Genomic DNA, 12,526 nt, shown 5'->3' on the forward strand with positions numbered 1-12,526 from the left:
TTTTAAGGGTTGCTTACGCGTCCTGCCAGAAAAGTACGGATTACTTGCTCGGCCGTCTGCTCAAGCAGGATGGGGGCACGCTCCATCGCTTCCTGCAAGGCCATCGGCGTATTCATGATGCTATGCACGCTGCTGATACCTTCCGAGTACAGAACATCAATACCGGAGCCGACGGATCCGGCCAACGCAATCGCTGGAATTCCATGCTTCTTGGCCAGTTGGGCGACGCCCATCGGCGCTTTGCCGGAGGCGGTCTGGTGATCGATCCGGCCTTCACCGGTTATGACCAGATCCGCCCCGTGTAGATGCTCCTCCAGACGCACATGCTCCAAAACCACATCAATGCCGCGGCGGATGGAGGCGGGGAAGAAGGCCAGATAGGCGCCGCACAATCCGCCTGCTGCTCCTGCGCCGGGGCGATTGTGAAGTCGGATTCTCGTATTCGCTTCGATTAAATCAGCCCACACCGCCATCCCTTGCTCAAGCTGGTCTACCATCTCGGGAGACGCGCCTTTCTGGGGACCAAAGACGCGTGTAGCCCCTTGCTCCCCAATAAGCGGGTTTTGCACGTCAGTGGCGATAACAAAAGAAGATTCCGAAATGCGCGGATCCCATAAGCTGTCTTCAATCGTTGCGATATCCGCCAGGGCTCCTCCGCCAGGCGGTACGGGCATCCCATGCCGATCCAGCAGACGCATCCCTAGCGCCTGCAGCATGCCGGTTCCGCCGTCATTGGTGGCGCTGCCGCCTACGGTGAGCAGAAACCGCCGGCACCCAAGGTCCAGCGCATGGCGAATAAGCTCGCCTGTACCATAGGTTGTCGTCAGGGCTGGATTACGCTGCACCTCCGTTAGTAAGCAAAGGCCGGAAGCTTCCGCCATCTCAACCACGGCCGTCTGTCCGATTATTCCGTAAGAGGCATTAACGCTCGTCCCAAGCGGCCCGGTCACGTTAACGGTAATGCGTTCACCGCTGGTAGCGGCAAGCAGACTGTCAAGTGTTCCCTCACCGCCGTCAGCGATTGGAAGCTTAACGATATCGGCATCCGGCGCGCACCGCCAGATGCCCCGAGCAATGGCCTCTGCCACCGAAGCGGCGGACAAACTGCCTTTGAAAGAATCCGGTGCTATAACGATTTTCACGAGCAGCCATCTCCTTCTCCTTTATTGCTTTTATTATACCTGATTGCGTACTCACCGCGCCGAGTGGGGAAGAAATGTTCATTCGGTTCGCCAGCCCATACAGTAGCAGGTAAAATGCCTGCTAAAAAGGAGAGTAAGGCCGGCAGGGCCAGCCAACACCAGCAGTAGCAGGTAAAATGCCTGCTAAAGGGGAGCGACCGGCGTTGCGGGCCAATCTCCTCCCTCTGAGCATCGGATAAGCAAATCTCGACGCTCATGCATTATTAATCCTGATGCAAGAAATGGTATACTACGTGTAGAATCTGCATACGGCAGGGAGGAGCATTGCGAATATGGCACAAACAATAACGGTAGTTGGCTTGGGATCGGGCGATCCCGATCAATTAACGCTTGGCGTGTGGCGGAGGCTGCAGGAGGCGGAAGCCATTTATGTCCGCACGGAGCAGCATCCGGTGATGTCGCTTCTGCGGGAGCATCAGCTGGCTTACACGTCCTTTGACAGCGTTTATGAACAGCATGACACCTTTCCGGAGGTTTATGATACAATAGCGAATACGCTTGTCCGCAAGGCGCAGGAAGCATCCGCGCCAATTCTGTATGCCGTGCCGGGACATCCGATGGTAGCGGAGCGTACGGTGCAGCTGCTGCGCGAGCGCTGCTCGCCGGCTGGTATAACGCTCGAAATTATTGGCGGCGAAAGCTTCCTTGACCAAGCCTTTATCCGTCTTGGCATTGATCCGATCGAAGGCTTTGCGCTGCTTGATGCGGCCGAGCTGAAGGCGGCTCATGTTCAGCCGCGCGTACATACGATTATTGGGCAGGTCTATGATGCTTATACGGCATCCGATGTAAAACTTGCGCTGATGGAACGTTACCCGGATGACTACGAGGTTGTCGTCGGTCATGCGCTTGGAGTAACGGGCGAGGAACAGATCCTTAAGGTTCCGCTGTATGAACTCGACCGGACGCCGGGCTTCGGCAATCTGTCGCTGATTTGGGTACCCCGTACGGAAGAGGATGCCGTTCTTAACCGTACGTTCGACCGTCTGCATGAGATCGTTGCCATTCTGCGCAGCCCTGAAGGCTGTCCATGGGACCGCGAGCAGACGCATCAGTCCATCCGCAAGAATTTCATTGAAGAGCTGTATGAAGCGCTTGAAGCCATCGATAACGATGATCCCGACAATATGCGGGAGGAGTTTGGCGATGTGATCCTGCAGGTGATGCTGCACAGCCAGATGGAAGAGGAGACGGGAGCGTTCTCTGTCTATGACGTTATCGAAAGCCTGAACGAGAAGCTAATCTTCCGCCATCCGCATGTGTTCGGCGACCGCAGCGCCGGGGATGCCAGCGAAGCGCTTGGCAACTGGGAGCAGATGAAGGCGGAGGAGAAGAAGCGCAAAGGCGAAGCCGATGCCCGCAAGTCGCAGCTGGACGGCATTCCGAAGGATCTGCCGGCGCTTATGAAGGCCTACCAGCTTCAGAAGAAGGCGGCGAAGGTTGGCTTTGATTGGAAGGAGCTGGAGCCGGTTCTGACCAAAATAGAAGAGGAGCTTCGCGAGCTGCGCGAGGCGATAGATTCGAAGGATTCGGAAGAGCAGGCAGGAGAGCTGGGAGATTTGCTGTTTGCGGTTGTGAACGCTTCTCGCTTTATCCACGCGGATCCTGAAGAAGCACTCTCTCGAACCAATACAAAATTTAAGAGCCGATTCTCTTATATTGAGGAGCAGCTTCGTATAAACGGCAAAACTTTTGACCAGACTGATTTAACAGAAATGGATCGTTGGTGGGAGGAAGCGAAGCGACAATAGAGCCTCAAATTCGCCACAAATCGCAACATTTCTGCATCTTTCGGTAAATTTTTTTACTCGTGCAGCAGGATTTTTTTACAGACAAGCAGAATAAGTATCAACGTGTTTGTGTTTATGCTTAAAATTACCAAACAAACGGCAGTGCAGAATAGCAGCGCTGACCGAACAAAACAAGCGAATTGAATTTAGGAGGATATTAATAATGAACAAAACAGATCTGATCAACAACATTGCAACAAAAAGCGGTTTGACTAAACGTGACGTAGAATCCGTACTGAACGGCTTCCTTGGCGAAGTTACTGACGCTCTTGCAAGCGGAGATAAAGTACAACTGATCGGCTTCGGTACTTTCGAAACTCGTAAACGTTCCGGCCGCGTAGGCCGCAACCCGCAAACGGGTAAAGAAATCTCCATCCCAGAATCCAAAGTTCCTGCATTCAAAGCAGGCAACAAACTGAAAGACGCTATCAAGTAATTCATGCGTCTCGATAAATTCCTCAAAGTATCCCGGTTGATCAAGCGCCGTACGGTAGCAAAGGACGTGTCCGAGCAAGGACGCGTGTGGATCAACGGCCGTGAAGCGAAAGCCAGCAGCACGGTTAAAGCAGGGGATGAGCTTACGATCCAATACGGGCAGAAGACGGTAACCGTTCGTGTCGAACGAATTGCCGAGACGACCCGCAAGGATGAAGCCGGTGAGCTTTACACTTTGATCAAGGAAGAACAACGCCCGCGCGAGGACAACCTCGGCTGGTAAACAACAAAGAGCTGTCACCTTTCGTGGCAGCTCTTTTTTTCAATTCCAAGAGTTTATATTTGTTTCCTATAAGGACGGCTAAGCCGTTTCACCTTGATGCTCAGGAGGCAGACAGCCGTGATTCCAGCCATGACGAATTTGCCTGAAATCCGTCCGTCAAAAAGCGGAGGCGTATTAGGACTCACCTTTTCTCTCTTTGTTAAAAATGCCGCGGCACTGCTGCTTATTACGGCAATTACGATTGTGCCGGTTGAAATCATCGTCTGTTACGGTTTTTCTGACCTGTCTATCGATAATTTCCTCAAGGACATGATTATCTCTCAGCTTTTCCTAACCTTGCTGACCCCTGCTGTAGTTTACTACTTAATTGAGAGACTTCGGGGCGGCAAGGGCAGCGTGGCCGATGCTTACCGGTGGGGGCTCCGCAAGTGGCTGCGGATGATTATGTATAATTTTCTTCAAGGCGTTATTCTTTCCGCAGGTTTCCTGTTGTTCGTCATTCCGGGGTTGTTCATGTATGCAAGGCTTCTGCTGCTTCCCGCTGTCGTCTCGATCGAGAATACTTCCGTGACGAATCCGCTCGAGAGCAGCCGCAATATGGCCGTGGGGCAATTCTGGCGTTTTATCGGACTTGGCGCTGCCATAAATCTATTCAGCTTTTTCCTAGGTTGGGGCGCGAGCAAATGGCTTGTAGAATCGGGGAACATCAACGGGATTACGGTGACGGCGTATTACCTGTTCATAGATTGGGTATCGCTGATTGGAGTTACTCTATCTCTTGTTTTGTATCTTAAGATCAGAACGGAGCAAAATGCGGCGGCCGCTCAGGCTGCTGAAGAAGCTGCCGTCACGGCATAAACGGTCGTCTAAAGAAAAGAGCATTTCTCTCCGGAGAAGTGCTCTTTTTATTATAACAACAAATATATTAATGATATCATTAAATGTTTATTGTAAAACGATAAACGCTGTGGTACTTTAATGGTGACTTTTCACTTATGCAGAGGAGGGGCATACCCATGGAATTGCAGCCCTTATTGAATGCCGTCTGGATCCGCCGTATTTGGCAGCTTTTTATTTTTGGCTATCAGCAGGCCATGTCCTGTATTTTTCCGGTTATTATATTCGCGTCGCTCGCCTTAACCAAGGTTATATCCATACCCTACGTTCATCGTTACGATGTGCTTTTGCTGATCTGCCTGTTTGCCCAGGTTGGCATGGTGGTATTTAAACTGGAGACCGTCGACGAACTAAAAGTAATCTGCATGTTCCATACTATCGGATTGATGCTTGAGCTGTACAAAGTGCATATGGGCTCCTGGTCTTATCCGGGAGAAGGCTGGTCGAAGCTGTTTGGAGTGCCGCTCTACAGCGGATTTATGTACGCCAGCGTTGCGAGTTACATCTGCCAGGCATGGAGGAGGCTGTCGATCTCGGTATACGGTTGGCCGCGGCAGCGTTATGCCGTAATGGTCTGCGCGGCTATTTATTTGAATTTTTTTAGCCATCACTATTTGTGGGATTTGCGGTGGGTGCTGACGCTGCTTTTGATTATCGTCTTTTACCGGACGTCCTTTGCTTACAAGGTGGGGGGCAGGGAATATCGCATGCATGTTGTGCTGTCCTTCCTGCTTATCGGCTTCTTCATCTGGCTGGCGGAAAATATTTCGACGTTTATGGGAGCATGGGCTTATCCGGACCAGGAGCATGTCTGGCATATTGTCCACCTGGGAAAAATCAGCTCCTGGTTCCTGCTTGTTGTCATCAGCGTCATTATCGTAGCGCAGCTGAAGCGCGTAAAAAGCGCGAGGGATGGAGGCAATCCGGCGCTCTAGCGAAACCGAATATGAAAGAGTAGAATAGCCCTCCGCGGATGTTCTAAAGTTCGTCCAACCCCCATAAGCTAGTCTCAAGCTATGCTTTCGAAGTGGAGGGACGGGTCAATGGTTGAACAAAGCAAAGGGCAGAAGCGGCAGGAAGTCAAAATGCTGAATCGCAAGCTGCTCGAAATTACCGGCGTGCTAAATGTAGAAAGTTTTGACAGCGAAGAGTTTCTGCTCGATACCGAACTTGGCTTCCTGATGATAAAAGGGCAAAACCTGCATATCAAGCATCTCAATCTGGAGCAGAACCTGGTTGCCATCGAGGGGTATGTCCATTCACTCGCCTATTTGGACGCCAATACCTCTACCAAAACAAAAGGCTTATTCGGAAAGCTGTTTAAGTGACCTCCTTAAGCCTACAGTTTCTCACAATGGGGATGATGCTGCTGTCAGGCATCGGGATGGGCGTGATCTTCGACGGCTACCGGGTTGTGTCGAACGAATTGCGCTTTCCGCGGTGGACGCTGCCGGTACTCGATATGGTGTACTGGCTGGCCGCATCGCTCATTGTATTTCGTGTGCTGTACGCCAGCAACTACGGCGAGGTGCGGGCGTATGTATTCCTCGGCTTGCTTATTGGCGTGCTATGCTATTATTGGCTGCTGAGCAAACCGGTTATCCGTACGGTAAAATGGCTGATTGATGCGGTACGAGCCCTCATCCGGTTCACGCTGCGGACTTTTGACCTTCTAATTGTGAAGCCGATTGTTCTGTTGTACCGGTTTATCCGCGTCTTAATCGGATTTGGGACCGCACTCACTATTTTCCTGTTAAAAATTGTGCTACAATTGGTACGTCCGTTCTGGCTTTTGCTGCGTTTTCTGCTTGGTCCGCTTACACGCCCGCTATGGCGATGGCTTGGACCAAAGCTTTCCGGTCTGCAGCTCAAAGAAAGATGGGACAAGATCCTATCGGGTGTTATAAAATTATGGAAACGCCTGTTTTAATGTGTTACTCATTTTAGGAGGTTTACCGTTATGACGACTGCCACAGCCAATCAATCGACAGGGAACGCAGGATCCAAACGCCGTCTGCGCATATGGGCCATGTGCATCACTCTATTTTTGTGCTGGGCGGCGTATACCTTTATAGGTCAAATCAAGGATGCGCGTGCGACACAGGCGCAATTGACGGAGATCAAGAAACAGGTCGACGACTCCAATCTGCAGTCCAAGCAGCTTCAACAACAGATAGATCGGCTTAACGATCCGGAATATATCAGACAACTTGCAACGAAGGAACAAGGAATGGTAACACCTGGGGAACAGCAGATTCAGGTCATTAAATAGACGCTACAACGGGTGAACGTCTGTTGACCTTACTTTGACGATTCGGTTATAATCACGATAGTAACGCTATTTAGCTTAGGGAGGAACATTTTATTTTATGGCAATTGAAGTAGGAGCCAAGTTAGAAGGCAAAGTGACAGGCATAACGCATTTCGGAGCATTCGTTGATTTGTCCGGGGGTGTCACAGGGCTCGTTCACATCTCGGAAATTGCCGATAACTACGTCAAAGACGTGAAGGATCACCTGAAAATTGACGATGTTGTTAAAGTCAAAGTGATCAACGTTGATAAAGACGGTAAGATCGGACTTTCCATCAAACAGGCAGTTGACCGGCCTGAGGGCCAAGCAGCACCACAACGTGAACCACGTGCAGGCGGTGGCGGAGGTTTTAACCGTGGAGGCGGCGGCGGTCAAGATCGCGGTGGACGTCCTTTCAACAAGCAGTCGGCTGGCAGACCGTCTTACAACAAACCGTCATTCGAGGATAAAATGTCTCGCTTCCTGAAAGATAGCGAAGAACGTATCTCCTCCCTGAAGAAAAATACCGAAGGCAAACGCGGCGGACGCGGCGCTAAACGGGTCTAAGCTGGATTTTATACAATCATATGAGGGCAGAACCTAAACGGTTCTGCCTTTTTTACCGCAATGGACCATGAATATGGTCCATTCGGCGATAAAACCTACCGCTAAGCGCGGTCGCCCATCTTCGAATTGCTTCGATAAAGGTTTTCTCACCACATCCATTCGGCGATAAAACCTACCGCTAAGCGCGGTCGCCCATCTTCGAATTGCTTGGATAAAGATCATCCCGTACGGAGCGACAAACTTCCTCATAAAAAGAAGACTCCAGCAGCCCTAGGAAGCTGCTTAAGGAGTTCCACTACGCCTTTGCTGGCCGCAGATACAAGAAAAAGATGCCCTTTTAACGTTTTTCAACCCCTGCTATGCGCTTTTTTCAAAAAATATACCTCCTTTCAAAAAAAGTTTTAGCTTGTTTCCCCGATACTCTCTGCATTCCCGACAGCAGAAAACAAAGATTTCGCGGGAAGCCCACGGCGCGGCGCGACGGTTTTTGTTGAAGCGGCAGCAGTGCCAATAGTCACGTGTCAGGTTTAAAGCGAGGAATGACGCGGTTTTGATAGCGCTGACAATTTGTGGGCGGGCCATTTGGCTTTTGTCGGAAAAAACTTTGGTACGCCCACGGTAAACTGACAAACTTCATACGGACATGCTCCTATAATGAGAACCACAACAAAACGAATAGGTGGTGTTCGTATGAAAAAAGAAAACGTGATTATGTTTCCCGCAGGTGAACAACAGATGGGATGGGGACGTTCCATAATGGAGAAGGGGCGTGGATGGTTATCTTCGAGAAGGCTGGTCCAGCTGGTGCTGGCGAAGAAATGGACAATCATGCTCGTGGGGCTTGGCTTTCTGCTTGGAAGGGCGGTGATTCTGGAATCCCTGATGCCCTTCGCAGCGGCTTACTTTGCGGTCGTCTACTTTCTTCGAAAAGACGCGTTCGCCTGGACAGCCGTTTCGCTTGTGGCCGGGAGCTGGTTCGCGGTTACGCCCGCACCCTTATGGATCGGGATGGAGCTCGCCGTACTGTTCTTATTATTTAAAGGCCTGGAGGCTTACGAGAAGGCGGAGCTCGGGACTGCTCCCATACTCGTCTTTATCTCCACCTTACTTGTGCAGCTATTTGGACTCTTCATAGGAGACACGATGAGCTGGTATGGGTTCATGATGGTAGTGGTGGAGGCGGCGCTCAGCTTTGTGCTTACGCTTGTCTTTATTCAGGCCATACCGGTTCTGACCATGGCGAAGAAAACCGCCTCTCTCAAGAATGAAGAGATTATCTGCCTCATGATTCTGCTTGCCTCCGTTATGACCGGTGCGGTAGGCTGGCAAATTTACGGTCTGTCCGTTGAACATATTATGTCGCGCTTCCTGCTCTTATTGTTTGCCCTTGCAGGCGGAGCACCGCTTGGCGCCTGTGTCGGCGTGGTAGCCGGACTCATCCTTAGTCTCGCCGACTTTAACGCGGTTGTGCAAATGAGCCTGCTTGCTTTCGCGGGGCTGCTGGCCGGCCTTCTGCGCGAAGGAGGCAAAGCGGCGGTTGCCTTCGGCATGCTGCTCGGCACCTCAATCCTTGCCATCTACGTGGGAAGCGGATCGGACGTGATGACCTCGACATGGGAGTCGGTCACCGCGGCTGTCCTGCTTATGCTTACCCCAAAAATTATGATTAGAACCATCGCCCGCTATGTTCCGGGTACAAACGAGCATGCCAAGTCGCAGCATGAGTATGCCAAGCGCGTGCGCGATGTAACCGCGGAGCGGGTATCCCAATATTCGGAGGTGTTCCGCCAGCTCTCGAAGAGCTTTGGCCAGCTCAATAACACGGCGGGGGCCGTGAAGCAGGAGGAGGAGCTTAATCATTTCATGCAGGCGGTATCGGCGCGCAGCTGCGCGGACTGCCATAGGAACAAAGCTTGCTGGGAGGGCAAGTACTTTCAAACCTATCAAATGATGAAGGATATGATCTCGGCGGTCGACGAGGACCGCATCCCTACGCATAATATGCCGCGCACATGGGCGTCCCATTGCGTGAGGCCAGCACAGGTGCTTGGCATTATCGAGCAGGAGTACGAGCTTTATAAGAATGATATGCACTGGAAAAAACAAATATTCGATTCCCGCCAGCTTGTCGCGGATCAATTATCAGGCGTATCGCAGGTAATGGAGGACCTGGCGCATGAAATTAAAAGGGAGGGGCAGACCCTGCACCTGCAGGAAGAACAGATCCGTGAAGCATTGGAGGGACTAGGATTATCCATACAGGAAATTGAGGTTATTAATCTGGAAGAGGGGAATGTGGAAATCGAGCTGTATCACCACTTTGCCAGGGGCTACGATGAATGCCGCAAAATTATCGCTCCGCTCTTATCGGATATTCTGGGCGAGCATGTGGCCGTTAAATCCGAGAGACCAGCCGAGAAGAATGGTGAGCCAACCCTTGTCGTGTTTGGTTCAGCCAAGGAATTCGAGGTAGAGACAGGCATTGCCGGTGCCGCCAAAGGAGGCGATCTGCTGTCGGGAGACAGCTTCAGTATGCTCGAGCTTGGCAATGGCAAATTCGCCGTGGCCATTAGTGACGGCATGGGCAATGGAGAACGCGCGCGCCAGGAGAGCAGCGCAGCCCTGTCGATTTTGCAGCAGCTTCTGAAGTCCGGGATGGACGAGAAGCTTGCCATCAAATCCGTTAATTCAATCCTGCTTTTAAGGTCGCCGGATGAAGTGTTCGCGACCATTGACCTTGCGATGATTGATTTATATACAGCGAGGACGACCTTTATGAAGATTGGCTCGACGCCAAGCTTTATTAAACGAGGAAACGAGGTGATTCCGGTAACGGCAAATAATTTGCCGGTCGGTATTTTGCAGGATATTGAATTCGACCTGATCTCCATGCCGCTGCAGCCGGGTGACACGATCGTCATGATGAGCGACGGAATTTATGACGCGCCGGGACATGCGGTCAATAAGGAGATGTGGATGAAGAGAATTATTCAGGAGCTGAAGACCGATGAACCGCAGGAAATGGCCGATGCCTTGCTGGAGACCGTGGTGAGGTATCATGAGGGCGATATTAAAGACGATATGACGGTGCTTGTCGCAAAGATCGATAAGCATTTGCCGGAATGGGCGTCATTCCGCTGGCCGGGAATTAACCGGCTGGAGCGGCCGCGGACGGTTAGCTGAAGGAGGCAGATGACAAATGGGCGGATGCAGGCTCTTGGACTAAAGCGCGGCAGTTTGCGTTTTGGCCCAAGGGCTTTTTTGCATGGCTTAGCGCGAAAATAATTTTTCTTTGCGAAGGCTGCATAATTTCTCGGGAAATAGGGCAATCTAGCGGTTTATCCCTCGCTTCAAACGGCAAAACTAATAGGGAGGTTATGCTTGTTTTGAAGAGGAGGCAAGGAATAATGAAACAAATTTTGCTGGTGACGGACGGCTGCTCCAACGTAGGAATGAGTCCAGTTGTTGCGGCGGCGCATGCGAAGGCGGAAGGTATCGCGGTCAACGTGGTAGGTATTCTTGATTACGGCGATGTAGGAGAACTTGGTGCATCCGAAATAGAAGAGATTGCTCGTGCCGGAGGCGGCCTGAGCAGGCTTGTGAATATGCGGCAGCTGTCGCAGACGGTTCAAATGATGACGAGAAAAACGGCCGTTCAAACGATTCAGCTGGCCGTCCAAAAGGAATTGAAGCAGGTGCTTGGAAACGGCTCGATCGAGGCGCTCCCGCCCGAGAAGCGGAGCGAGGTCGTCCGGGTCATCGACGAGCTTGGCGAGACCTCCAAGCTGCAGGTTGCCCTGCTCATAGACGCAAGCGCCAGCATGAAGCCTAAGCTTCGCGCGGTGGAAGAAGCGATTCATGATCTTATGCTAAGCCTGCAGGCGCGCCAAGGGCAGAGCGAGATTGCCGTATTCCATTTTCCAAGCAGCAAGCATGGCGAGGACTGCAAGCTGGATCTGGACTGGACCGATAATCTGAAAGGCATTTCTTCCATATTTACAAAATTCCCTATGAGCGGAACGACGCCAACGGGGCCGGCCATGATGCAAGTCATTGATTTTTATCGGCAGGGGGATTATGGTAAGAAGAGCAGAAACGATGAAACGGATGGGATGATGAGTGACTACGTCGTTTAGGTTGAATCTCCGCCGCGGTGCCGTTGTAACGGGGAAATGGAAGCAGTCCCGTTACCGAGTCGAGCGGTTGCTTGGAGAGGGAGCGAACGGCAAGGTTTATCTCGTTCATGCTGACCGCGGCTGGTGTGCGTTAAAGGTAGGGATGGACGCCATTGATCTGCAGTCTGAGATCAATGTTCTGCAGGCTCTCGAGAAGCAGGACCGGAAGCAGACCTACCTCTTTGAAGTGGATGACCTGCTTGGACCGGATGGCAAAGAGTATCCTTTCTATATTATGAGATACGTGCGCGGCGTAACGATTTCCGACTTCCTGGAGAAAAGCGGGCCCGAGTGGTTCCCGCTCATTGGTCTTAACCTGCTTGGCAAGCTGTCCGAGCTTCACCGTAAGGGCTGGGTATTCGGCGATCTGAAGATCGACAATGTGCTGGTTGCCGATTACGGATACGTAGAGCTTGTAGACTATGGCGGCGTTACCGCGATGGGCAAAGGAATCCGCCAGTTCACGGAAATTTATGACCGTGGCTTTTGGAATGCCGGGTCGCGTTCGGCCGATGCCAGATACGATCTATTCTCTTTCGCCGTGCTTTGCATCATGCTTCATGAGCCGAAGAAGCTTCACGCGCTGACGGGAGGGTTGCCGCAGATCCGTTCAACCGAAGAGCTGGAACGTTTAATTGGCGAGTGCAAGGGGTTGGCTCCCGTAGCGGGATGGCTGAAACAGGCGCTCAGCGGGCAATTCTTCGATGCTTCGGAAGGAGCGGAGGCCTGGCGGAGATTGCTGCACCGCAGGGATACGCGAGTTAAAAGCGCCAAGACGCCCGGATGGCTGAAGGGGCTTGCCGCTGTTTCCGCGGTTGTTCTAGGTATTTCGGTTTACTGGCTGCTTCGCAGTGGTATATAGGTAATATATAGAAGGAACATGTCA

The 12,526-nt window shown here is 51.7% G+C and carries 13 protein-coding genes; 12 read left to right on the forward strand and 1 reads right to left on the reverse strand.

Features of this window, described 5'->3' with window-relative positions; translation table 11 throughout:
• Window positions 1–2: 2 nt before the first annotated feature.
• Entirely contained in the window at window positions 3–1,142 is a 1,140-nt protein-coding gene (locus WFK81_RS28815) for a glycerate kinase (RefSeq protein ID WP_336790698.1), read from the reverse strand.
• Between the two features lie 332 nt (window positions 1,143–1,474).
• On the opposite strand from WFK81_RS28815, the gene mazG reads away from it, so the two are divergent.
• From mazG to WFK81_RS28875, 12 genes are all read left to right on the forward strand, one after another.
• Window positions 1,475–2,953 carry a nucleoside triphosphate pyrophosphohydrolase gene (gene mazG / locus WFK81_RS28820; RefSeq protein ID WP_336790700.1) on the forward strand — a complete coding sequence of 493 codons (1,479 nt, stop codon included), beginning with the start codon at window positions 1,475–1,477 and terminating at the stop codon, window positions 2,951–2,953.
• A gap of 202 nt (window positions 2,954–3,155) precedes the next feature.
• A complete protein-coding gene (locus WFK81_RS28825; RefSeq protein ID WP_336790702.1) occupies window positions 3,156–3,428 on the forward strand; it encodes an HU family DNA-binding protein in 273 nt (90 codons plus the stop codon).
• A 3-nt stretch (window positions 3,429–3,431) separates the two neighbouring features.
• Window positions 3,432–3,710 carry an RNA-binding S4 domain-containing protein gene (locus WFK81_RS28830; RefSeq protein ID WP_012772052.1) on the forward strand — a complete coding sequence of 93 codons (279 nt, stop codon included), beginning with the start codon at window positions 3,432–3,434 and terminating at the stop codon, window positions 3,708–3,710.
• A gap of 117 nt (window positions 3,711–3,827) precedes the next feature.
• The gene (locus WFK81_RS28835) at window positions 3,828–4,568 is read left to right on the forward strand and encodes a hypothetical protein (RefSeq protein WP_336790703.1); all 741 of its coding nucleotides are present in this window, start codon (window positions 3,828–3,830) and stop codon (window positions 4,566–4,568) included.
• Between the two features lie 158 nt (window positions 4,569–4,726).
• On the forward strand, window positions 4,727–5,542 hold the full coding sequence (locus WFK81_RS28840) for a DUF817 domain-containing protein (protein ID WP_336790704.1): 816 nt from the start codon (window positions 4,727–4,729) through the stop codon (window positions 5,540–5,542).
• Between the two features lie 108 nt (window positions 5,543–5,650).
• Window positions 5,651–5,935: a sporulation protein YabP gene (gene yabP / locus WFK81_RS28845; RefSeq protein WP_012772055.1), complete on the forward strand. Its 285-nt coding sequence runs from the start codon at window positions 5,651–5,653 to the stop codon at window positions 5,933–5,935.
• Complete coding sequence (yabQ, locus tag WFK81_RS28850; protein ID WP_336790706.1) at window positions 5,932–6,537, forward strand: spore cortex biosynthesis protein YabQ; 606 nt, start codon at window positions 5,932–5,934, stop codon at window positions 6,535–6,537. Before yabP ends, yabQ begins: the two co-directional genes overlap by 4 nt.
• Window positions 6,538–6,567: 30 nt before the next feature.
• Window positions 6,568–6,879, forward strand: coding sequence for an FtsB family cell division protein (locus WFK81_RS28855; protein WP_336790708.1), 312 nt, complete (start codon window positions 6,568–6,570; stop codon window positions 6,877–6,879).
• A gap of 97 nt (window positions 6,880–6,976) precedes the next feature.
• Entirely contained in the window at window positions 6,977–7,465 is a 489-nt protein-coding gene (locus WFK81_RS28860) for a S1 domain-containing RNA-binding protein (RefSeq protein ID WP_127496997.1), read from the forward strand.
• A 690-nt stretch (window positions 7,466–8,155) separates the two neighbouring features.
• Window positions 8,156–10,648 (forward strand): stage II sporulation protein E, encoded by a 2,493-nt coding sequence (spoIIE, locus tag WFK81_RS28865; protein ID WP_336790709.1) that lies wholly within the window; start codon window positions 8,156–8,158, stop codon window positions 10,646–10,648.
• 224 nt (window positions 10,649–10,872) lie between these two features.
• Entirely contained in the window at window positions 10,873–11,601 is a 729-nt protein-coding gene (locus WFK81_RS28870) for a vWA domain-containing protein (protein ID WP_132312927.1), read from the forward strand.
• The gene (locus WFK81_RS28875) at window positions 11,585–12,502 is read left to right on the forward strand and encodes a protein kinase domain-containing protein (RefSeq protein ID WP_336790711.1); all 918 of its coding nucleotides are present in this window, start codon (window positions 11,585–11,587) and stop codon (window positions 12,500–12,502) included. Before WFK81_RS28870 ends, WFK81_RS28875 begins: the two co-directional genes overlap by 17 nt.
• The last annotated feature ends 24 nt before the right edge of the window (window positions 12,503–12,526 follow it).

Source organism: Paenibacillus sp. MMO-177 (genome assembly GCF_037147795.1).
Lineage (GTDB): Bacteria > Bacillota > Bacilli > Paenibacillales > Paenibacillaceae > Pristimantibacillus.

Excerpts from the sequence above, each read along its gene's own strand:
- mazG (WP_336790700.1), top strand. The coding sequence starts at position 1,475 with ATGGCACAAACAATAACGGTAGTTGGCTTGGGATCGGGCGATCCCGAT.
- WFK81_RS28825 (WP_336790702.1), top strand. The coding sequence starts at position 3,156 with ATGAACAAAACAGATCTGATCAACAACATTGCAACAAAAAGCGGTTTG.
- WFK81_RS28830 (WP_012772052.1), top strand. The coding sequence starts at position 3,432 with ATGCGTCTCGATAAATTCCTCAAAGTATCCCGGTTGATCAAGCGCCGT.
- WFK81_RS28840 (WP_336790704.1), top strand. The coding sequence starts at position 4,727 with ATGGAATTGCAGCCCTTATTGAATGCCGTCTGGATCCGCCGTATTTGG.
- yabP (WP_012772055.1), top strand. The coding sequence starts at position 5,651 with ATGGTTGAACAAAGCAAAGGGCAGAAGCGGCAGGAAGTCAAAATGCTG.
- WFK81_RS28855 (WP_336790708.1), top strand. The coding sequence starts at position 6,568 with ATGACGACTGCCACAGCCAATCAATCGACAGGGAACGCAGGATCCAAA.
- WFK81_RS28860 (WP_127496997.1), top strand. The coding sequence starts at position 6,977 with ATGGCAATTGAAGTAGGAGCCAAGTTAGAAGGCAAAGTGACAGGCATA.
- spoIIE (WP_336790709.1), top strand. The coding sequence starts at position 8,156 with ATGAAAAAAGAAAACGTGATTATGTTTCCCGCAGGTGAACAACAGATG.
- WFK81_RS28870 (WP_132312927.1), top strand. The coding sequence starts at position 10,873 with ATGAAACAAATTTTGCTGGTGACGGACGGCTGCTCCAACGTAGGAATG.